Raw genomic sequence first — 18,764 nt, forward strand, 5'->3', positions numbered from 1 at the left:
CACGGAAAGGTTGCCGCCCCGTCAGACGACGTCCGGCGGGGGTGTCGGCGCGCCCGGCAGCCGGATCGTGGCCGTCGTGCCGCCGCCCTCGGCCGGGGCCAGGGTCACCTCACCGCCCGCCTGCTGGACCGTGCGGGCCACGATGGACAGGCCGAGTCCGGAACCGGGCAGGGCGCGGGCACCGGGCGAGCGCCAGAACCGGTCGAAGACGTGGGGGAGTTCGTCGGCGGGGATACCGGGGCCGCGGTCGCGGACGGTGAGGACACCGTCCGCCAGGCGTACGTCGATCGTGCCGCCCTCCGGGCTGAACTTCACGGCGTTGTCCAGGACGTTGACCACCGCCCGCTCCAGCGCGGACGGCTCCGCCCGTACGTACCAGGGGTGGACGTCCGCCGTGATCGTCAGCTCGGGACCGCGCAGCCGGGCGCGGCGCAGCGCCGACCCGACGGCGTCCTGCCAGGCGACGATCTGCGCCCGGTCCGCGTGCTGGCCGGTGTCCGGGCGGGACAGTTCCTGGAGGTCCCCGATGAGCGCGGCCAGCTCGGTCATCTGCGCCTTGACGGAGGCGAGCAGCGCCTTGCGGTCGGCGGGCGGGAGCGGGCGGCCCGTCTCCTCGCTGCGGGTGAGCAGTTCGATGTTGGTGCGCAGCGAGGTGAGCGGGGTGCGCAGTTCGTGGCCGGCGTCCGCGATGAGCTGCTGCTGGAGGTCGCGGGAGCTGGCGAGGGCGGAGGTCATGGAGTTGAAGGAGCGGGAGAGGCGGGCGATCTCGTCCTCGCTGTCGTCGCCGACGGGGATGCGGACGGTGAGGTCCTCGGTGCGGGCCACGTGCTCCACCGCCCGGGTCAGTTCGTCCACGGGGCGCAGTGCGGTGCGGGCCACCCAGAGGCCGGCGGCGGCGGCCCCCACGACCCCGGCGCCCGCGACGAAGACCAGCACCAGCGCCAGGTTGCTGAGGGAGCTGTTCACCTCGCTCAGCGGGCGCGCGGCGGACACGGCGACGTTCTGCAGGCCGGGCACGGTGTAGGTGAAGACCCGGTACTGCCCGCCGTCGGACCCCGTCGCCTCGTGCAGCGCGTCGGGGGCCGTGCCCTCGGCCACGGCGCGGTCGGCGCCGGTGAGCGGGACCTCCTCCGTGCCGATGATGAGGCAGCTCCCGCCCTTGCCGTCCACGAGCTGTACGGACGAGCCGAAGGGGTTCTCCTCGTGGGTGACGGGGTCGTGGGCGCACAGACCGGTGCGCAGGTTGAGGTACTTGCTCACCTGCTGCCCGTCCATCCGGTTCGCCCTCAGGGCCTCGTCCAGCGAGCTCACCAGCACGCTCTTCACCACGAACCAGCACGCCACCGCCACCGCCGCCACCGCGAACGCCACCGCCGCCGCCACCAGCAGCGACAGCCGGGCCCGGATGGGCAGGGCACGGACGCGGCGGACCAGCCCGCTCACTCCGCGCCCCCCTGCCGCAGCACGTACCCCACCCCCCGCACCGTGTGCACCAGGCGCGGCTCGCCGCCCGCCTCGGTCTTGCGGCGCAGGTACATGACGTACACGTCGAGGGAGTTGGAGGAGGGCTCGAAGTCGAAGCCCCAGACCGCCTTCAGGATCTGCTCCCGGGTGAGGACCTGGCGCGGGTGCGCCATGAACATCTCCAGCAGCGTGAACTCCGTGCGGGTCAGCTCCACCGGCCGGCCGCCCCGGACGACCTCGCGGGTCGACAGGTCCATGCGCAGGTCGGCGAAGGCCAGGACGTCGTCGGACTCGGCGGAGGCGGCCACCGCCGCCGCGTACGAGCTGCGGCGCAGCAGCGCGCGGATCCGGGCGAACAGTTCGTCCAGCTCGAACGGCTTGACCAGGTAGTCGTCCGCCCCCGCGTCCAGCCCGGTCACCCGGTCGCCGACCGTGTCCCGGGCCGTCAGCATCAGGATGGGTGTGGTGTCACCGGTGGCGCGGATGCGGCGGGCGGCGGTCAGGCCGTCCATGCGGGGCATCTGGATGTCGAGCACGACCAGGTCCGGCCGGTACGCCGCCGCCTTCTCCAGGGCGTCCGCGCCGTCGACGGCGACCTCGGTGCCGTACCCCTCGAAGGCCAGGCTGCGCTGGAGCGCTTCGCGCACCGCCGGCTCGTCGTCGACGATCAGGATGCGCTGGGGGGCACGGTCGCCTTCTGCGGGGCTCATGGGCTCGGGGGGTCCTTCGTCGTCCGGTGCGGTCTCGGGTCTTCAGCCTCGCATGCTTCCCGGGCGGGACGTCAGGTCGTGGAGCCGGAGCGCAGGGTCTCCAGGTCGGCCTTGACCGTGTTGACCGGGATGGCGAAGCCCAGGCCCACGCTGCCCGCCTCGGACGAGGACGAGCCGCTGCCGCTGCCGCTGCCGCTCGCCGAGTACATCGCGGAGTTGATGCCGATGATGGTGCCGTTCATGTCGATCAGCGCTCCGCCGGAGTTCCCGGGGTTCAGGGACGCGTCCGTCTGGATCGCCTGGTAGGTGGTGGTGGAGCTGCCGGTGTCGCCGTTGAACTCCTGGCCGCCGTACTCGAAGGGCCAGCCGCCGCCCTGCTGCCGCTGCTGCTGGCCCTGGCTCTCGTCCGTCGAGACGGTCACGTCGCGGTCGAGGGCCGAGACGATGCCGCTGGTCACCGTGCCGGTCAGGCCCTCGGGGGAGCCGATCGCGACGACCTGGTCGCCGACCCGCACCCCGTCGGAGTCGCCGAGGGTGGCCGCCTGGAGGCCGGAGGCGTCCTCCAGCTCGATCAGCGCCAGGTCCTTCTTGCTGTCGGTGCCGACGACCCGCGCGGTGTAGGTCTTGCCGTCACTCGTCCGCACCTTGATCGAGGAGGCGCCGGCGACGACGTGGTTGTTGGTGATGATCTCGCCGTCGTCGGTGATGATCACGCCGGAGCCGGTGGAGGAACCGGCGTTCGAGGTGGCGTTGATCTCGACGATGCTCGGGGTGACCGCCTCGGCGACACCGGACACCGTGCCCTTCTGGCTGGACGGCACCACGGTGGTGCCGGTCGAGCCGGCGGACGCGACCGTGTCGTTTCCGGTCAGCTCCTGCACGCCGTAGGCGGTGCCGCCGCCCACGGCCGCCGCGACGATCGCCACCGCGGCGAGCAGGGCGCCCGGGCCGCGGGCCCGCTTCCGCCGGGGGAGCGGGGGCTGAGAGGGCTGCGGGGGCCGAGCGGGATGCGAGGGTTCAACGGGCTGCGAGGGCTGCGCGGTCGCGGGCGTGTACGGCGGCGGGGGCGGCCACTCGGGGTTCACCTGCTGGGGGCTGCTCTCGTACGCGCCGCTGGGGCGGAGGCTCTCGGTCATGTGGACGAGCCTCGCGCCCGACGATGAGAACAGCCTGAGCGTGTGCTGAGAAGCCCGACAGAACCTCGTATGCCCGATATAAAGGCCCGCCGTCGTCGGTGACACCCCTTCGCGGGGCGGTGCGGTTACGCGCAGCCGCAGGAGTGGCGGACCACCAGGCGGGACGGGAACACCTTCAGGCGTTCGCGGCGCGAGCCCGCCACCCGCAGGCCGTCGTCCAGGACCAGGTCGACCGCCGCGCGGGCCATCGCCGAGCGGTCCGAGGCCACCGTGGTCAGGGGCGGGTCCGCGAGCGGCGCCTCCTTGATGTCGTCGAAGCCGGCGACCGCCAGCTCACCCGGCACGTCGATGCGCAGCTCCCGCGCGGCGCGCAGGACACCGATCGCCTGGTCGTCGGTCGAGCAGAAGATCGCGGGCGGGCGGTCGGGGCCGGAGAGGATGTCCAGCGCGATGCGATAGGCGTCGTAGCGGTTGTACGGGGCTTCGAAGAGGCGGCCCTCGGTCGGCAGGCCGGCCTCCTCCATCGCGCGCCGCCAGCCCTCGACGTGGTCGGAGACCGGGTCGCCGACGGCGGGGGTCTCCTCGGTGCCGCCGAGACAGGCGACGTACTCGTTGCCGTGCTCCAGCAGGTGGCGTACGGCGAGCTGGGCGCCGCCGAGGTCGTCGGTGACGACGGCGACGTCGTCGATCGCCTCCGGGCGCTCGTGCAGCAGGACGACCCGGGCGTCCCAGGCGTCGATCTCGGCCGCCGCCAGGTCGTTCAGCGCGTGGCTGACCAGGATCAGACCGGAGACGCGCATCCCGAGGAAGGCCCGCAGGTAGTGGACCTCGCGCTCGCCGATGTAGTCCGTGTTGCCGACGAGCACCATCTTCCCGCGCTCGGAGGCGGCCTGTTCCACCGCGTGCGCCATCTCCCCGAAGAAGGGCTGGCGGGCGTCCGGGATGATCAGGCCTATGAGGTCCGTGCGCCGGGACGCCATCGCCTGGGCGACCCGGTCCGGCCGGTACCCCAGCTCCTTGATCGCGGCGAGGACACGCTCGCGCGTGGCCGGGGCGACCGGCCGGGGTCCGTTGTTGATGACATAGCTGACGACGGCGGTCGACGTCCCCGCCAGCCGCGCCACATCATCCCTGGTTACCTTGGCCACGCGCGGAGTCTACGCGGATATACCAGTTCGGGGCAGGGCGTAAAAGCGCTTGCGAACAGCAGGGAAACGGCTCGTATGTGCGAACGCAATGCTCATGCGTGCGCCGGTCAGGCCTGTGCCCGGACGCCGGTGGTGTCCCGCGCGGCCGTCTCGTCCGCATCCGCCGCCTTTTGCCGGTCGCCCTTGGCCCTGGCCTCCTCGGCGGCCCGTTCGACCTTCTCCGGCGTAACGAATCGGTAACCCACGTTCCGCACGGTGCCGATCAGCGACTCGTGCTCGGGGCCGAGCTTGGCGCGCAGGCGCCGTACGTGCACGTCGACCGTGCGGGTGCCGCCGAAGTAGTCGTAGCCCCAGACCTCCTGGAGGAGCTGGGCGCGGGTGAAGACCCGGCCGGGGTGCTGCGCGAGGTACTTCAGCAGCTCGAACTCCTTGAAGGTCAGGTCGAGGACCCTGCCCTTCAGCTTGGCCGAGTAGGTCGCCTCGTCGACGGACAGGTCGCCGTTGCGGATCTCCATCGGGGAGTCGTCGTTGACGATCTGCTGGCGGCCCATGGCCAGGCGCAGGCGCGCCTCGACCTCCGCCGGGCCGGCGGTGTCCAGGAGTACGTCGTCGATGCCCCAGTCCGCGGTGACGGCGGCGAGGCCGCCCTCGGTCACCACCAGCACGAGGGGGCAGCCGGGGCCGGTGGAGCGCAGCAGCTGGCACAGGCTGCGGACCTGGGGGAGGTCGCGCCGGCCGTCGACGAGGATCACGTCGGCGCCGGGGGTGTCGACGAGGGCCGGGCCCTCCGCGGGGGCCACCCGTACGGTGTGCAGGAGCAGGCCGAGGGCGGGGAGCACCTCCGTCGACGGCTGGAGCGCGTTGGTCAGGAGCAGCAGCGAACTCATCGCGCCTCACCTGCCCGCGTCGGGGTCGTCCTGTGTACGTGCATGGTTCGCTCGCCCATAACGTCTGGTTCCTCCTCGGTCCCTGCGAGGACGTTTACGGCACTGCTGCGTGCGATCGACGCCCGTACCGCCGGCGGGAAATCCCGCTTCGTATACAACGCTCCCGAAAGCACAAAAGGACCCGGGGGCTTCACTGCCCGAGTCCTCTTCGCAGCAGAATAGCCGACATGAGTACCGGTCGGGCAGGTCATGTGGCGCGATCTACCGCACGATCCGCCATTCGTCCATATTCCGAGACGCGTGGGGTAACGCGGGGTGGCGGGCCTTTGCGGACGTTTTTGCGCACTGCGGACGGGGTGTCGATCGATTCCGTATACGAACCCGGGCCGGTTGTATACGACGGTCTCGATTCCGGTCTTCCGGAGGCGGGTGGTGCTGCGTCGGAGGGTGCTTCGTCGGGGCGTGCTGTGTCGGGGCGTGCTGCGGATCTTGTGTTCGTGGTCGCACACGGTTTCACCGGGGACGCGGACCGGCCGCACGTGCGGCGGGTGGCGGGGGTGCTGGCGCGGTACGGGAGCGTGGTGACGTTCTCCTTCCGGGGGCACGGTGCCTCCGGCGGGCGGTCCACGGTCGGGGACCGTGAGGTGCTGGACCTCGCCGCGGCGGTGGGCTGGGCGCGGGAGCTGGGGCACACGCGGGTGGCGACGGTCGGGTTCTCGATGGGGGGCTCGGTGGTGCTGCGGCACGCGGGGCTCGGCTGGGAGGCGGGGGGTGCCCCGGGGGTCGGGAGTGACCCGGGGGCCGGGGTGGACGCCGTGGTCTCCGTGAGCGCGCCCGCGCGGTGGTTCTACCGGGGGACCGCTCCGATGCGGCGGCTGCACTGGCTGGTGACCCGGCCGTCCGGGCGGCTGGTGGGGCGGTACGGGCTGCGGACGCGGATCCACCACCGGCAGTGGGACCCGGTGCCGGTGTCCCCCGTCGAGGCGGTGCCCCGGATCGCGCCGACGCCGTTGCTGATCGTGCACGGGGACCAGGACGGGTACTTCCCGCTCGACCACCCCCGGATGCTGGCGGCCGCCGCCGGTGAGGGCGGGGAGCTGTGGGTCGAGCCGGGGATGGGGCACGCCGAGAACGCGGCGCCGGAGGGCCTGTTGACCCGGATCGGGGACTGGGTGGTCGCCCGGGCGGGCTAGCCTGACGGTGTTCACCGTCAACCGACAGAGGAACCAGCAGATGGCAAAGGTCACGGTGCGGTACTGGGCCGCCGCCAAGGCCGCGGCCGGGGTGGCCGAGGAGCCCTACGAGGCGGTCACGCTCGCCGAGGCGCTCGACGCGGTGCGCGGGCGGCACTCCGGCGAACTCGCGCGCGTGCTGATGCGGTGCTCGTTCCTCGTCGACGGTGATCCCGTGGGGACCCGCGCGCATGAGACGGTACGGCTGGCCGACGGCGGCACGGTCGAGGTGCTTCCGCCGTTCGCAGGAGGATGAGCGATGACGAACCAGCCGTACGGGTACGGGGCGTACGAGCCGTACCCGCAGCAGGGGCAGGGGCAGGGCCAGCAGCAGGGTCAGCAGCAGGCTTGGCCCGGGCAGGCGGGGTCGGCGGGGCAGGTGGGGCCGCCCGGGTACGGGGATCCGTACGCCGATCAGCAGTACACGCAGCAGTGGCAGGGGCAGACGTGGGAGACGCAGATGCAGCCGCCGGTGGCCGCGCCCGCGGAGGAGACGTCGTACCTGCCGCCGGTGCAGTCGCCCGCGCAGCCGCCCGCGCCGTCCCCTGCGCAGGCGCCGGGGTACGCCGAGCCCGCGGCGCCGAGTGGCGGTGCCGGGAACGGGGGCGGGCCCGAGTACGGGCCGGCCACGCTGGCCGGGAACACGCGCGTCACTGACGCGCAGCGGGCGCGGGCGGAGGGGCGCTCGCCGATCATCGAGCCCGGGATGCAGCCGGCGGCGCTCACCGCGCTGCTGGGGCTGCTGCTCGCCGGCGGGGCGGCGCTGGGGACGTACGGGCTTCTCGTGCCGCTGGTGCTGCTCCAGGCGGTCACGGCGGCGGGCTGGTTCCGGCTGAACGGCATGTGGCCGGCGCGGCAGGGGATCGCGCTCGGGTTCCTGGGCGCGGTGGTCGCGGACGCGGCGCTGCTGGTCTCCGACGGCTCGCCGGGGGCGATCCTGGGGGCGCTGGGGGTGTGGGTGCTGCTGTCGCTGGTGTTGCAGCTGCGATCGCACGCGGATCCCGACGAGCGGATGTACGGGCTGATGGCGACGGTCGCGGCGGCGGCGCTGGCGATCGCGGCCGGCGGGTACCTCGCGGCGGACGCGGATGCGGTGACCGTGGGTGCGGTGGCCGTGGCGGTGGCGGTCGTGGTGCGGGCGCTGCCGTTGCCAACGGCTTTGTCCGTGGTGGTCGCGCCGGCCGCGGCGGCGGGCGCGGGGTTCGCCGTGGGCGGGGTCGCGGGGCTGGATGCCGCCTCGGGTGCGCTGGTGGGTGCGGGGGCCGCGGTCTGCGCGCTGATCGGTCACCGGGTCGCGAGCTACGACTATCCGTCGCGGTTCGTGCACTTCACCGCGGGTGTGGCGCTGCCGCTGGCCGCCGCGGCGCCCGCGGTGTACGTACTGGGGCGCATGGCCGTCTGACGGTCGTGGGCGGGATGCCATGCCCGCGGCGCAGGGGTCGGTCCGGTGGGGGTGCGCGTAGCGCCTACGGGTGGTGGGTGGGGCGGGGCCGGGTCGGGGGTGTCCGTCCTCGGACCGGCGCGGAATCGGTCACTCGAGAAGCGTGGGGAGCGGACGCGCCGGCCACTGCGGGCGCACACCCCCGCCCCGTCCCCTTCCCGCCGTACGCGACCGTTACCGCTGATGGTGGCCATCCGTCGCCGTTCACTGCGGGCACCTGCCTGCCGTTCACTGCAGGCACCTGCCTGCCGTTCACTGCGGGCACCCGTCTGCCGTTCACCGCGGGCAGTCGGGCAGTCGGGCCGTGGGGCGATGGGGGAGGTGGGCGCGGCGGCGTCCCGGCAGCGCCGGGCTGCGCGACATCCCCCGGGCCGCTCCCACACCGGTCACCCCTGGAGCACCGGTCCCCGGACAACCGTCCCGCCCGCGCAGCCCCCTGTCACAGGTGATCGACAATTCCGTGGTCCCGCCCGCCCCAGGGTTACGCTCGCGCTGGACGACCGCCCGGTCGTCGGGGGCCGCCGTCGTCAAAAAGCCACGTGGGGGAAGCACCGCATGCGCGCACTGCGAATACTGCTCGTCGTCGTCGTGATCCTGGGCGGGATCTTCGTGATCGTCGACCGCGTCGCGGTCAACATCGCCGAGGGCGAGGCGGCGGACCGCCTGAAGGCGACGGAGAACCTCGCGGCCACCCCCGACGTGTCGATCAAGGGCTTCCCGTTCCTCACCCAGGTGGCCGGCGGCTCCCTGGACGAGGTGCAGGTCGGGATCGAGGGCTACGAGGCCGGCACCGGCGACGGCGCCGAGACGATCCGCATCGGGGACCTCCGCGCCGACATGAAGGGCGTGGACTTCTCCAGCGACTTCAGCTCCGCCGTCGCCGACAGCGCGACCGGTACGGCCACCGTGGCCTACGACGAGCTGCTGAAGACCGCCAAGTCCGAGCCCACACAGGTCGCCCCCGGGGTCACGGCCAAGGTCATCGGCCTGTCCGACGGCGGCAACGGGAAGATCAAGGTCGCCGTGGAGGTGGAGACCGCGCTGGGCACCCTGCCCGAGCCCGTCTCCGTGCTCAGCTCGGTGACCGTCGTGGACGGCGACACCGTGCGCGTGCAGGCCGACGCGCTGCCCGAGTTCGGCGGGGTGGAGCTGGCCGAGTCGAGGGTGCGGCGGATCACCGACTTCGAGCAGAAGATCGACGGACTGCCCGGCGGCATCCGGCTGGACAAGGTCGAGGCGGCTCGGAACGGCGTGGACATCACGGTGACGGGTTCCGATGTCCGTCTCGTCGGGTAGGGAACGGTTCGGCGGACAGGGGCGTCCGACAGGCGAGACGGGCGCGTCCGCAGGGCAGATGTGACGGCGGACGCGGGCGGGCCCGGAGTGCGCGGGAGCCGGTCCGGAGGCGATCGCATCCCATATCGCGGACGATCCCGTCTCATTATGCGACACGCCGGTGACACGTGCGGCTGCGCCTCCCTACGATCGACCCCATGAAGCGACAGGCGGATCTCACGAAGCGGCGGGCAGTAGACCTGTGCCGTGTCGCCGCCATGCTCTGTCGCACCTTCTGAGCGGACGCGTCGACGTCCGCGTTCCCCCCGCCCCGCTGAGGGCACCCGTGCGCCGGTCCGCCGAGGACGCGCGCACCCTCTCACCCGCACGCCCCGCCGCAACTGCCCCGGAGGAGAAAGAGCATGAGTCGCAGCGACGTCCTGGTCGACGCCGATTGGCTCCAGGAGCACCTGGACGACCCGACCATCGCCATCGTCGAGGTGGACGAGGACACGTCCGCCTACGAGAAGAACCACATCAAGAACGCCATCCGGATCGACTGGACGCAGGACCTTCAGGACCCGGTCCGCCGTGACTTCGTCGACCAGGAGGGCTTCGAGAAGCTCCTGTCGGACAAGGGCATCTCCAACGACCACACGGTCGTCCTCTACGGCGGCAACAACAACTGGTTCGCGTCGTACGCCTACTGGTACTTCAAGCTGTACGGCCACGAGAGCGTCAAGCTCCTCGACGGCGGCCGCAAGAAGTGGGAGCTGGACGCCCGCGAGCTGGTCCCCGGCGACGAGGTGCCGGAGCGCCCGAAGACCGACTACAAGGCCAAGGCCCAGGACACCTCGATCCGCGCCTTCCGCGACGACGTCGTGGCCGCCATCGGCGCCCAGAACCTGGTCGACGTGCGCTCGCCCGACGAGTTCTCCGGCAAGCTCCTCGCCCCGGCCCACCTGCCGCAGGAGCAGTCGCAGCGCCCGGGCCACGTCCCGACGGCCGCGAACATCCCGTGGTCGAAGAACGCCAACGACGACGGCACCTTCAAGTCGGACGACGAACTCAAGGCCCTCTACGAGGCCGAGCAGGTCGACCTGGCCAAGGACACCATCGCCTACTGCCGCATCGGTGAGCGTTCCGCGCTGACCTGGTTCGTGCTGCACGAGCTGCTCGGTGTCGAGAACGTCAAGAACTACGACGGCTCCTGGACCGAGTACGGCTCCCTCGTCGGCGTGCCGATCGAGCTCGGCTCCGGCAAGTAAGCCCTCCCGACCGACCTCTTCCGACCCCCTAGGAGTACGACATGTGCGGTGCGAAGGCCGGCGGCCCGGACGCCTCGACGATCAAGCCCGGTGAGACCACCATCCAGGGTCAGGTGACCCGTGACGGCGAGCCGGTGACGGGCTACGTCCGTCTGCTGGACTCGACCGGCGAGTTCACCGCGGAGGTCCCGACCTCCGCCACCGGACAGTTCCGCTTCTACGCGGCCGAGGGCACCTGGACCGTCCGTGCCCTGGTGCCGGGCGGCACCGCCGACCGCACGGTCGTCGCCCAGCAGGGCGGTCTGGCCGAGGTCGCGATCGCGGTCTGAGGCGCGTGACGGCCCAAGGGCCGCACCCCACGGGTTGGACGCCCGGGGTGCGGCCCTTCGGCATGTCCGCGGACCTACGCTGGAGGTATGTACGCGCGCAGGCGGCACGTCTACTTCGCCATGATGGGCACCTGCATCGGGCTGTTCGTCCTGGCCTGGGGCGTGGTGCGGCTCTGGTCGGTGCCGGTGGCCGTGGGCATGTGCCTGGTCGCCATGGTCATCCCGCCGGTCGCCGCGGTGATCGCCAACCGGCGCGGTCCGGAGGACCGCTGGTGGGACGACCCGTCCGGCGATCCGAAGTCCGACGAGTGGTGGGACGAGCTGGACGGCAGGAAGGGGCCCCGGTAGGCGCGTCTCAGTAGACGAGCGCCTGCGTGCCGTCCGCCATGGACTCCTGGACGAAGACCTGGGCGCCGGCGATGCGCACACCGTCGAGGACGTCCTTCTCCGTGATGTCGCGCCGGGCCGCGCACTGGGTGCACAGGGTGATCCGGCCGGCGGCCAGGATCGAGTCCAGCAGGTCGGGCAGCGGGGCCGCGTGCGGCAGCTCGAACTCGGCGGCGCGGCCCGGCAGGGCGAACCACGAGGACTCACCGGTGAGCCAGAGGGAGACCTCGACACCGCTGGCCGCGGCCACCGCGGCCACCGTGAACGCCTGGGAGCAGCGTTCGGGGGCGTCGCTTCCCGCGGTCACCTTGATCACAAGCTTCTTCGCCATGACCGAATCGTAATCACATGCGCTACAACTTCGGTCGACGGCTGTGGGTCTCCTGTGCGCGCGTAGACGGAATACGCGCTTCATATTCTGTGGGGGGACGTCTTGGAACAACCCGAAGAGACAGCCGACGCCCCGGACGCCCTGGATACTCCGGACGCTCCGGACGCTCCGGAACCGTCCGATACGCCGGATGCCGAGCCGGTCGCGCCCGACCTGCCCGCGAAGCGCCGGCGGGGGCGCACGGTCGCGCTGATCTGCGCGGCCGCCGTGCTGGGGCTGGTCGCCGGTACCTGTACCGGATACCTCGTGCAGGCCGACCGTGAGCCCACCCCGTTGCCTCCGCTGTCGCAGCCGGTGCTGCCCCAGGCGAAGGGCGAGGGCCCCGCGCCGCTGTCGGCGGCGCAGGACCGGCGTGTGAAGACCGAGGGCGACCTGCGCGAGCTGCTGCTCGACAAGCCGCGCGGGGCGAAGCGGACCGAGGGCTCCGACGGGTGGCTGGACCTGGCCGCCTACGCCGACCGCTTCGAGAAGCCCGATGTGGCGTTCGGCGAGCTCGTGCAGGACCGGTTCCGCCGGGCGGCCGTGACCGGCTGGGAGGTCGGCGACGACTACAGCGTGGACATCTGCCTCGTGCAGTACCGCCAGGAGGAGGCCGCCTCGGCGGCCGAGGTCGCCCTCGAAGGGCAGTACTGGCCCGAGCAGGAGCGCCACGACAGCTGGCCGATACCCGGCACCGGCGAGGGCCGGGCGTACGTGCTGGCCGAACCGGAGACCGAGGACGGCTATCTGCCCCTGTACGGCGCGGAGGCGCACGCCGCCCGCGGGGACGTCGTCATGGAGATCTACGTGTACGGGACCAAGCCCGTACCCAAGAAAATGATCATGAGCTTGGCCGAGCGGCAGATGGAGCGGCTGTGAGCGAGACACCCAACGAGCCGGTGGCGCCCGCGCGGCGTGGCCGCCGTATCGCCGCCGTCGCCGGTTCCCTGCTGCTGGCCGGTGCCGTCGTCGCGGGCGTCGGCGTCACCGCCGTGACGGTGAACGGCGCCGACCGGGACGCGGGAGCCGCGTCCTGGAAGTTCCCCAAGGCGTCGGCCGGCACCGAGAAGCCGCCCGCGCCGGAGGGCCTCGCGGGCATGCTCGTGCCGTACGGGTACGACAACTCGCTGCGGGGGCCGGACTTCGGCGAGTTCGGCTCGGACGCGCGGCTCAGCGGCGCCCGGGCCACGGAACTGCAGAAGGAGTCGCTGCGCGATCTGCCGCGCTCCGAGCGCAAGCGGCTGGAGCGGGAGATCGACCGGCGGCGCATCACGGGCATGGCGATGCGCAGCTACGTCAGCGGATCGGCCAGCGTCTACCAGGAGGAGGACGTCTACACGGTGGGCATCGTGCTCGCCCAGATGGACAACCGGGACGCCGTGCGGGACCTCGCACGGTTCCAGAGCGAGTTTCTCGACTCCCTCGACATCTTCCGCGACGGTCCCGAGATCGAGGGCCACGAGGACGCCGACTGCTACCTGCCGCCCAAGGACGACGAGCAGACCCTCGACACCATGTTCTGCTCCGCGTACGTGGGAGACGTCCTGGTCACCGTCACCGCCGACGGGGTGGCGCCCCTCGACACCAAGGGTGTCGCCGTACTGCTCGGTGAGCAGCTCGACCGCATCGCCGAACCGGGGAAGGCCGTATGACCGAGCAGCAGCAGACCGCCCTGCCCGCCCCGCCCGAGCACCCGCCGGCCGTCCCGGGCCCGCCCGTGCCCGAGCAGCCGCCCGCCGTCCCGGGGCCGTCCGGGCCGAGGGACCGCCGGGTGCTGCGGGCCGTGCTGCGCTGGACCGCGGCCGTCGTCGTCTTCGCGGCCGTCGGCGCGGGCGCCGCGTACGGCATCACCGGGATGGAGCGGACGGACGTACCCGGCCTGGCCACCGCGTCCGACGGGCGGTGGGAGTACCCGCCGCTGACCAAGCCGCCCCTGCCGTCCGGCAGCCCCGGGCCGCAGGCCGAGTCCAACCCGGCCGGCACCCACCACGCCGACCTGCGCGCCCTCCTGCTGCCCGCCCCGCGGGGGGCCAGGGAGGACAAGGCGCTGCGCGGCGCGGACGGCTGGCTGGAGACGGAGGTCTTCCTCAAGGAGTACGCGGCGAAGGAGGACCGGGACCAGTTCCGGCAGCAGCTCGTGGACGGCGGACTGCGGCACATCGCCGCCCGCGGGTGGACCACGGCGGACGGCACCCGGACCCGGGTCTACCTGCTGCAGTTCGACACCGCGGCCGTGGTGGAGGACACCTTCTTCCGCCCCCTCTTCCCGTTCAGCGCCCCCTCCCACCCCGTCCGGGGCGCCGCGGTCGTCGGCCCCGACGAGACCTTCCCGGACCAGTCGGCCGTCGCCGGCGTCCAGCGCAGGGCCTACGTCGAGAACGAGCCGTACGCCGCCGAGCAGGACCGTCAGGCCTACCTGGCCGCCGGTGACGTCCTCGCCGTGGTGCTGCAGTCCCGGAAGGGGACGGCGCCCGCCGTGCCGTTCCGGCAGACGGTGGTGCTGCAGAGCCAGCTGCTGGGCTGAGCGCGTCAGGCACACCTCGCACGACGGGGGCCGGCCCCGGCCGCGTAAGCTGGGGCCGGCCCTGTGCACACCACCGCACTCCCGCTCAAGGAGCACCCCGTGATCGTCTTCTTCGAAGTCCTGCTGGTCCTGGTCGCCGTCGGCGTTCTCGCCTTCGCGGGGCTGACCGTGAAGAAGCTGTTCCAGGGCCAGCGCTGATCCACGGCTTAGGAAGTTCCCCCATGATCGAGATTCCGTCCGACCTGCACAAGGACCTCCTCCCGCTCGCCTTCCTGCTCGGCAACTGGGCGGGCGCGGGCGTGCACGACTTCCCCGGCGCCGAGAAGTGCAACTTCGGCCAGGAGGTCACCTTCACCCACGACGGCCGGGACTTCCTGGAGTACGCCTCCCGCACCTGGGTGCTGGACGGCGACGGCAACAAGGTCCGCCCGCTGGAGTCCGAACACGGCTTCTGGCGGATCAACGCCGACCGCAAGGTCGAGGTGACGATGACCCGCGACGACGGCGTCATCGAGATCTGGTACGGCGAGCTGGCCGAGGGCAAGCCGCAGATCGACCTGGTCACCGACGCGGTGGCGCGCACCGCCGCCTCCCAGCCCTACAGCGGCGGCAAGCGGCTGTACGGCTACGTCAAGAGCGACCTGATGTGGGTCGGCGAGAAGCAGACCCCCGAGGTCGAGCTGCGCCCCTACATGTCGGCGCACCTGAAGAAGGTCGTCACCCCCGAGGAGGTCGAGCGCTGGGCCAAGGCCCTGCCCGACGACATGCCGGACGACGGGATCGCCTTCTTCAAGTAGGCACACGGCTTCCAGACGTCCCCCGGGCCACCTCGGCCCGGGGGACGTCGTGCGTGGGGGCCGCAGGGGATGTGTGAACCCCGCGAGGCATTAACAAAAAGCATTGCAGCGCAATGCGCTTGCGAGTGCAGGGGTGTGTGGCTACAGTTGCGGTGTCTTCGGGGAGCGCCTTCGAGGCTTCGCGAACGCGCGGAGCCCCGGTCGCAACGTGCCTGCGACCGGGGCTCCGGAGGCTGTGTTCTGGGTGGCTTGCATGCAGAGGCGAGCCCAGAACGTTCACTGACCACGGTAGCACAGCGCACCCTGAGAGGTGCTGGGGGAAACATGACCAACCGCCTGCCCGCATGGATGCTGCGCGACCTGTCCCTGCCGCGACTGCGGCGGTACATCCGGGCCGCGCACGGCGACGCTCGGGCAGCCGAACGTCTCTACTGGTGGAACGTCGAGGTGTCGTCCGCCCTGTTCGGCTCCCTGCACTGCCTCGAACTCGCCCTGCGCAACGCACTGCACACCGCACTCGCGCGGCATTACGGCAGACCGGACTGGTGGACGGTGGCGCCGTTGAACGACCGTGGACAGCGGCTCGTGAACGACGCTCGCCGCTCCTGCGGCCGACGCCTGAGGCGGATCACACCGGACGACCTGGTGGCGGAGCTGTCCTTCGGCTTCTGGGTCTCCCTGCTCAGCCACGGCTCGGGTTACGACCGGCACTTCTGGGTTCCCGTCCTGCACGCGGCGTTTCCGCACTACCAGGGACGCCGCGATCGCCTCTATCGCGAGCTGACCTCACTCGTCCTGCTGCGCAACCGGGTCATGCACCACGAGCCGGTCCATCACAGGCACCTGGCCGCCGACCATGACACCATCTGCCGGGTGCTCGGGTACCTGAGTCCCGAGCTGGCCGAGGAGACCCGGACGATGGACCGGTTCCCGGACGTGCTCGCCGGTCGGGCGGACGTCCTGAGCGGCGCCCGGCCGCCGCGTTTCTGAGGGAGGGAAGCGCTGTGACGGAGTTCGACGCGCGGCGGTCCGGAACGGGCGTCGGCGCAGAGTTCGCCGATGTGCTGGTGACGCGGTCCGACATCGCCCGGCTCGCGGGAGTCAGGCGCCCGGCCGTCAGCAACTGGGAGCGTCGCCACCCGGACTTTCCCCGGCCCGTGACCGCTGGTGCCGGAAGCGACGGGGCGGCCGGTGCCGAGGTCGAACGGTTCCGTGCCGACGAGGTGTCCTCCTGGCTCGCGAGACGTACCGTCGCCTCGAACGCCCTGCGTCCGGGGGAGCCGTCGGGCACCACCTACGGTGACCGGTTCCGAGCCGGGCTGACCGGAGGCACCGCGGGGGAGCTGCTCCGGGCGGTGGAGCGGCTCGCGGGGCCGGAGGCGGATCGGTTGCGGGGCCCGATGCCGCTGGACCGCTATCTCCTGTGGTTGCTGTACCTCGTCCACCTCCGCGTCGTGGAACCGGACAGCGGGCCGGCCGAGGCCGTGGACGACTGGCGCGGCATCGTACGCCGGTACAACCCGCCGGAGAAAACGGTTCCGCGCACTCTGCTGGCCGAGCTCGCGGGGCGGCTCCGGCTGCTCTCCGCGGGGTCCGAGGAGGAGGGGCGTGCGGCGTTCGAGCACGTGCTGGTGCTGTGGCGGGCCGCGCACGCACGCGAGGGCGGTGCGTTCTTCACCCCGCCCTCCGTGAGCCGCGTCATGGCCCGGGCGCTGGCCGCCGTACGGCCCGGAGCCACGCGGGTGCACGATCCGTACAGTCGCACCGGAGAACTGCTCGTCGCGTACTTGGACGCGATGGCCGAACGGAAGGGCGACGCGACGAGCCGGGTCGGGGGCCGGGTGCCCGATGCCCTGGAACGGCATGTGGCCGAGATGAACATGCGGGTGCACCACGGTCTGACCCTGCGGCTCGGTGAAGGCCCGTTCACCCCGGCGCTCTCCCCCTCCGCGGATCCCCCCGGTGCCTTCGACGTGATCTTGACCAACCCGCCCTTCGGCCGGCGTGTGGAGGACGTGCCCCCTCCTCCGTACTGGATCCACGGCCCCGCACGCCGGACCGAGTTCGACTGGGTGCAGTACGCCGTTTCGCGGCTCGCTCCCGGAGGCCGGGCCGCCGTGCTGATGCCGGCCGGGGCCTCCTTCAACGCCGGCGCCGCCGAGACGGTCCGGGCGGGACTGATCGAGGCCGGCGCTGTGGAGTGCGTCATCGGGCTCCCCGCCGGGCTCTTCACCCTGACCAGCGTGAAGACGCAGATCTGGTTCCTCAGAGCCCCGGGGCCCGAGAAGGGGACGGATGATCCCGAGGTGCTGTTCGTGGCGGGCGAAGGGCTGGGGCGACGCCTCTCCCGGACCCAGTGGGCTCTGACCGACGGCGACATCGTGCGGCTGGTGGGGGAGTACGTGACCTGGAACGAGGTCAGGGCGACCGGACACCGTTTCCCCGGCACCCCCGGACTGAGCAGGGCGGTGCCGGTGTCGGGTATCGGCCGGGGGCACAGTCTGGATCCCCATGTGTACGTCGGGCCGCCCGGCTCGTCGGCGGCCGCTCGTGCGGCCGGTCCCCTGGAGATCAGGAACCGGCTGGCCGGACTGGCCGAGGAGATCGCGACCCTGCAGGCGCGGGCGGAAGCCGCCGACGCCGAGGCGGGCCGCCGACTGAGGAGGTACGGCCTGTGACGTCGACCGACGCGTTCGTGCCGCCGGCGGGCTGGTCGTGCGCCCCCCTGCGGGACCTCTGCGCGTCCCTGCAGACCGGGCCGGCCCGGCGGGCCGAGGACCGGGGACGCACATGGGCCGACGGAGGGGCCCCGCTCGTGCTGCCCCGGGACCTCCAGGGACAGCGGATCCTCACCGGGGAAGCCGCGCACGTCCCCGCGATCCCCCCGGACGGGGCACGGACACTGGTGAAGTACGAGTTGGCCGAAGGGGACATCCTCCTCACCAGGACCGGCACAGTGGGGCGCTGTGCGCTGGTCACCGGAGAGCATGCGGGCTGGCTGTTCCACCCCAACCTGGTGCGCATCAGGCTGCCCGAGGCGCGGCAGGTGTCGGCCACGTATCTCGTGGCCTATCTGAGCGCGACGGCCGCACAGGACTGGATCACGGCTCGCACGGCCGGCTCGGTCATCCCGTCACTCAGCCTCCGCACTCTGGGCGAGCTGCCCGTCCTCGTGCCGCCGGCCGCGGAGCAGGAGGCCATTGGCGCCACGCTCGCCGCCCTCGATGCCAAGATCAGGGCCCATACCGAGATCGCCCGCGTCACCCGCGACTACCGCAGCGTGCTCGCCGACGCCTTGATGACAGGCGTTCTGCCCACCGAGCCGTGATCCGGTCCGCTCCGCCTTAGACTCGAGGTGTGGTGAGCACCGACTGGAAGAGCGACCTCAGGCAGCGCGGCTACCGGCTGACGCCGCAGCGCCAACTCGTGCTCGAAGCCGTGGACACCCTGGAGCACGCGACCCCCGACGCCATCCTCGGCGAAGTGAGGAAGACGGCGTCGGGGGTCAACATTTCCACCGTGTACCGCACGCTGGAGCTCCTGGAGGAGCTCGGGCTGGTCTCGCACGCCCATCTCGGGCACGGCGCCCCGACGTACCACCTCGCCGACCGGCACCACCATCTGCACCTGGTCTGCCGTGACTGCACCGAGGTCATCGAGGCGGACGTGGAGGTGGCCGCCGAGTTCACGGCCAAGCTGCGGGACTCCTTCGGCTTCGACACCGACATGAAGCACTTCGCGATCTTCGGCAGGTGCCGGGACTGTTCCCTGAAGGCTTCAACTACCGAGTCGTAGG

At 72.1% G+C, this 18,764-nt stretch carries 23 protein-coding genes; 17 read left to right on the plus strand and 6 right to left on the minus strand.

Features of this window, described 5'->3' with window-relative positions; all coding sequences use genetic code 11:
• Nucleotides 1-21 precede the first annotated feature (21 nt).
• The 5 genes from FHX78_RS18335 to FHX78_RS18355 form a co-directional block, all read right to left on the minus strand.
• Complete coding sequence (locus FHX78_RS18335; RefSeq protein ID WP_145868508.1) at nucleotides 22-1,443, minus strand: sensor histidine kinase; 1,422 nt, start codon at nucleotides 1,441-1,443, stop codon at nucleotides 22-24.
• A complete protein-coding gene (locus FHX78_RS18340; RefSeq protein WP_145868509.1) occupies nucleotides 1,440-2,174 on the minus strand; it encodes a response regulator transcription factor in 735 nt (244 codons plus the stop codon). Before FHX78_RS18340 ends, FHX78_RS18335 begins: the two co-directional genes overlap by 4 nt.
• Nucleotides 2,175-2,245: 71 nt before the next feature.
• Entirely contained in the window at nucleotides 2,246-3,310 is a 1,065-nt protein-coding gene (locus FHX78_RS18345) for a S1C family serine protease (protein ID WP_145868510.1), read from the minus strand.
• A gap of 125 nt (nucleotides 3,311-3,435) precedes the next feature.
• Nucleotides 3,436-4,458 (minus strand): LacI family DNA-binding transcriptional regulator, encoded by a 1,023-nt coding sequence (locus tag FHX78_RS18350; RefSeq protein WP_145868511.1) that lies wholly within the window; start codon nucleotides 4,456-4,458, stop codon nucleotides 3,436-3,438.
• Nucleotides 4,459-4,565: 107 nt separating this feature from the next.
• On the minus strand, nucleotides 4,566-5,345 hold the full coding sequence (locus tag FHX78_RS18355) for a winged helix-turn-helix transcriptional regulator (protein WP_145868512.1): 780 nt from the start codon (nucleotides 5,343-5,345) through the stop codon (nucleotides 4,566-4,568).
• 227 nt (nucleotides 5,346-5,572) lie between these two features.
• On the opposite strand from FHX78_RS18355, the gene FHX78_RS18360 reads away from it, so the two are divergent.
• The 8 genes from FHX78_RS18360 to FHX78_RS18395 all read left to right on the plus strand — a co-directional run bounded on the left by FHX78_RS18360 (nucleotide 5,573) and on the right by FHX78_RS18395 (nucleotide 11,238).
• On the plus strand, nucleotides 5,573-6,538 hold the full coding sequence (locus tag FHX78_RS18360) for an alpha/beta hydrolase (RefSeq protein WP_167531793.1): 966 nt from the start codon (nucleotides 5,573-5,575) through the stop codon (nucleotides 6,536-6,538).
• Between the two features lie 40 nt (nucleotides 6,539-6,578).
• On the plus strand, nucleotides 6,579-6,833 hold the full coding sequence (locus FHX78_RS18365; protein WP_145868513.1) for a MoaD/ThiS family protein: 255 nt from the start codon (nucleotides 6,579-6,581) through the stop codon (nucleotides 6,831-6,833).
• A 3-nt stretch (nucleotides 6,834-6,836) separates the two neighbouring features.
• Nucleotides 6,837-7,979, plus strand: a complete 1,143-nt coding sequence (locus FHX78_RS18370) for a hypothetical protein (protein WP_145868514.1) — start codon at nucleotides 6,837-6,839, stop codon at nucleotides 7,977-7,979.
• Nucleotides 7,980-8,573: 594 nt separating this feature from the next.
• The gene (locus FHX78_RS18375) at nucleotides 8,574-9,314 is read left to right on the plus strand and encodes an LmeA family phospholipid-binding protein (RefSeq protein ID WP_145868515.1); all 741 of its coding nucleotides are present in this window, start codon (nucleotides 8,574-8,576) and stop codon (nucleotides 9,312-9,314) included.
• A 197-nt stretch (nucleotides 9,315-9,511) separates the two neighbouring features.
• A complete protein-coding gene (locus FHX78_RS38170) occupies nucleotides 9,512-9,592 on the plus strand; it encodes a putative leader peptide (protein ID WP_350310325.1) in 81 nt (26 codons plus the stop codon).
• A gap of 123 nt (nucleotides 9,593-9,715) precedes the next feature.
• A complete protein-coding gene (locus tag FHX78_RS18385; RefSeq protein WP_145868516.1) occupies nucleotides 9,716-10,561 on the plus strand; it encodes a sulfurtransferase in 846 nt (281 codons plus the stop codon).
• Between the two features lie 41 nt (nucleotides 10,562-10,602).
• The gene (locus FHX78_RS18390) at nucleotides 10,603-10,890 is read left to right on the plus strand and encodes a DUF1416 domain-containing protein (RefSeq protein ID WP_004986406.1); all 288 of its coding nucleotides are present in this window, start codon (nucleotides 10,603-10,605) and stop codon (nucleotides 10,888-10,890) included.
• Nucleotides 10,891-10,977: 87 nt separating this feature from the next.
• A complete protein-coding gene (locus FHX78_RS18395) occupies nucleotides 10,978-11,238 on the plus strand; it encodes a DUF3099 domain-containing protein (RefSeq protein ID WP_145868517.1) in 261 nt (86 codons plus the stop codon).
• Between the two features lie 7 nt (nucleotides 11,239-11,245).
• On the opposite strand, the gene FHX78_RS18400 is transcribed toward FHX78_RS18395, so the two are convergent.
• A complete protein-coding gene (locus FHX78_RS18400) occupies nucleotides 11,246-11,608 on the minus strand; it encodes a DsrE family protein (RefSeq protein ID WP_145868518.1) in 363 nt (120 codons plus the stop codon).
• A gap of 102 nt (nucleotides 11,609-11,710) precedes the next feature.
• On the opposite strand from FHX78_RS18400, the gene FHX78_RS18405 reads away from it, so the two are divergent.
• The 9 genes from FHX78_RS18405 to FHX78_RS18445 all read left to right on the plus strand — a co-directional run bounded on the left by FHX78_RS18405 (nucleotide 11,711) and on the right by FHX78_RS18445 (nucleotide 18,763).
• Nucleotides 11,711-12,526 (plus strand): hypothetical protein, encoded by an 816-nt coding sequence (locus tag FHX78_RS18405; protein ID WP_189908547.1) that lies wholly within the window; start codon nucleotides 11,711-11,713, stop codon nucleotides 12,524-12,526.
• On the plus strand, nucleotides 12,523-13,299 hold the full coding sequence (locus tag FHX78_RS18410; RefSeq protein WP_145868519.1) for a hypothetical protein: 777 nt from the start codon (nucleotides 12,523-12,525) through the stop codon (nucleotides 13,297-13,299). The genes FHX78_RS18405 and FHX78_RS18410 overlap by 4 nt, the downstream gene beginning before the upstream one ends.
• Entirely contained in the window at nucleotides 13,296-14,171 is an 876-nt protein-coding gene (locus FHX78_RS18415) for a hypothetical protein (RefSeq protein ID WP_145868520.1), read from the plus strand. The genes FHX78_RS18410 and FHX78_RS18415 overlap by 4 nt, the downstream gene beginning before the upstream one ends.
• A 63-nt stretch (nucleotides 14,172-14,234) precedes the next feature.
• Nucleotides 14,235-14,369: a hypothetical protein gene (locus FHX78_RS37960; RefSeq protein WP_268257189.1), complete on the plus strand. Its 135-nt coding sequence runs from the start codon at nucleotides 14,235-14,237 to the stop codon at nucleotides 14,367-14,369.
• Between the two features lie 23 nt (nucleotides 14,370-14,392).
• Nucleotides 14,393-14,968, plus strand: coding sequence for a heme-binding beta-barrel domain-containing protein (locus FHX78_RS18425; protein ID WP_145868521.1), 576 nt, complete (start codon nucleotides 14,393-14,395; stop codon nucleotides 14,966-14,968).
• Nucleotides 14,969-15,292: 324 nt separating this feature from the next.
• Entirely contained in the window at nucleotides 15,293-15,958 is a 666-nt protein-coding gene (locus tag FHX78_RS18430; protein WP_145868522.1) for a hypothetical protein, read from the plus strand.
• A 14-nt stretch (nucleotides 15,959-15,972) separates the two neighbouring features.
• Nucleotides 15,973-17,646, plus strand: coding sequence for an N-6 DNA methylase (locus FHX78_RS18435; protein ID WP_145868523.1), 1,674 nt, complete (start codon nucleotides 15,973-15,975; stop codon nucleotides 17,644-17,646).
• Nucleotides 17,643-18,296: a restriction endonuclease subunit S gene (locus FHX78_RS18440; protein ID WP_167531794.1), complete on the plus strand. Its 654-nt coding sequence runs from the start codon at nucleotides 17,643-17,645 to the stop codon at nucleotides 18,294-18,296. The genes FHX78_RS18435 and FHX78_RS18440 overlap by 4 nt, the downstream gene beginning before the upstream one ends.
• A 29-nt stretch (nucleotides 18,297-18,325) precedes the next feature.
• Entirely contained in the window at nucleotides 18,326-18,763 is a 438-nt protein-coding gene (locus FHX78_RS18445; RefSeq protein WP_145868525.1) for a Fur family transcriptional regulator, read from the plus strand.
• Nucleotide 18,764: the final 1 nt, after the last annotated feature.

Origin of the sequence: Streptomyces capillispiralis (assembly GCF_007829875.1) — a bacterium.
In the GTDB taxonomy this organism is placed as follows: Bacteria; Actinomycetota; Actinomycetes; order Streptomycetales; family Streptomycetaceae; genus Streptomyces; species Streptomyces capillispiralis.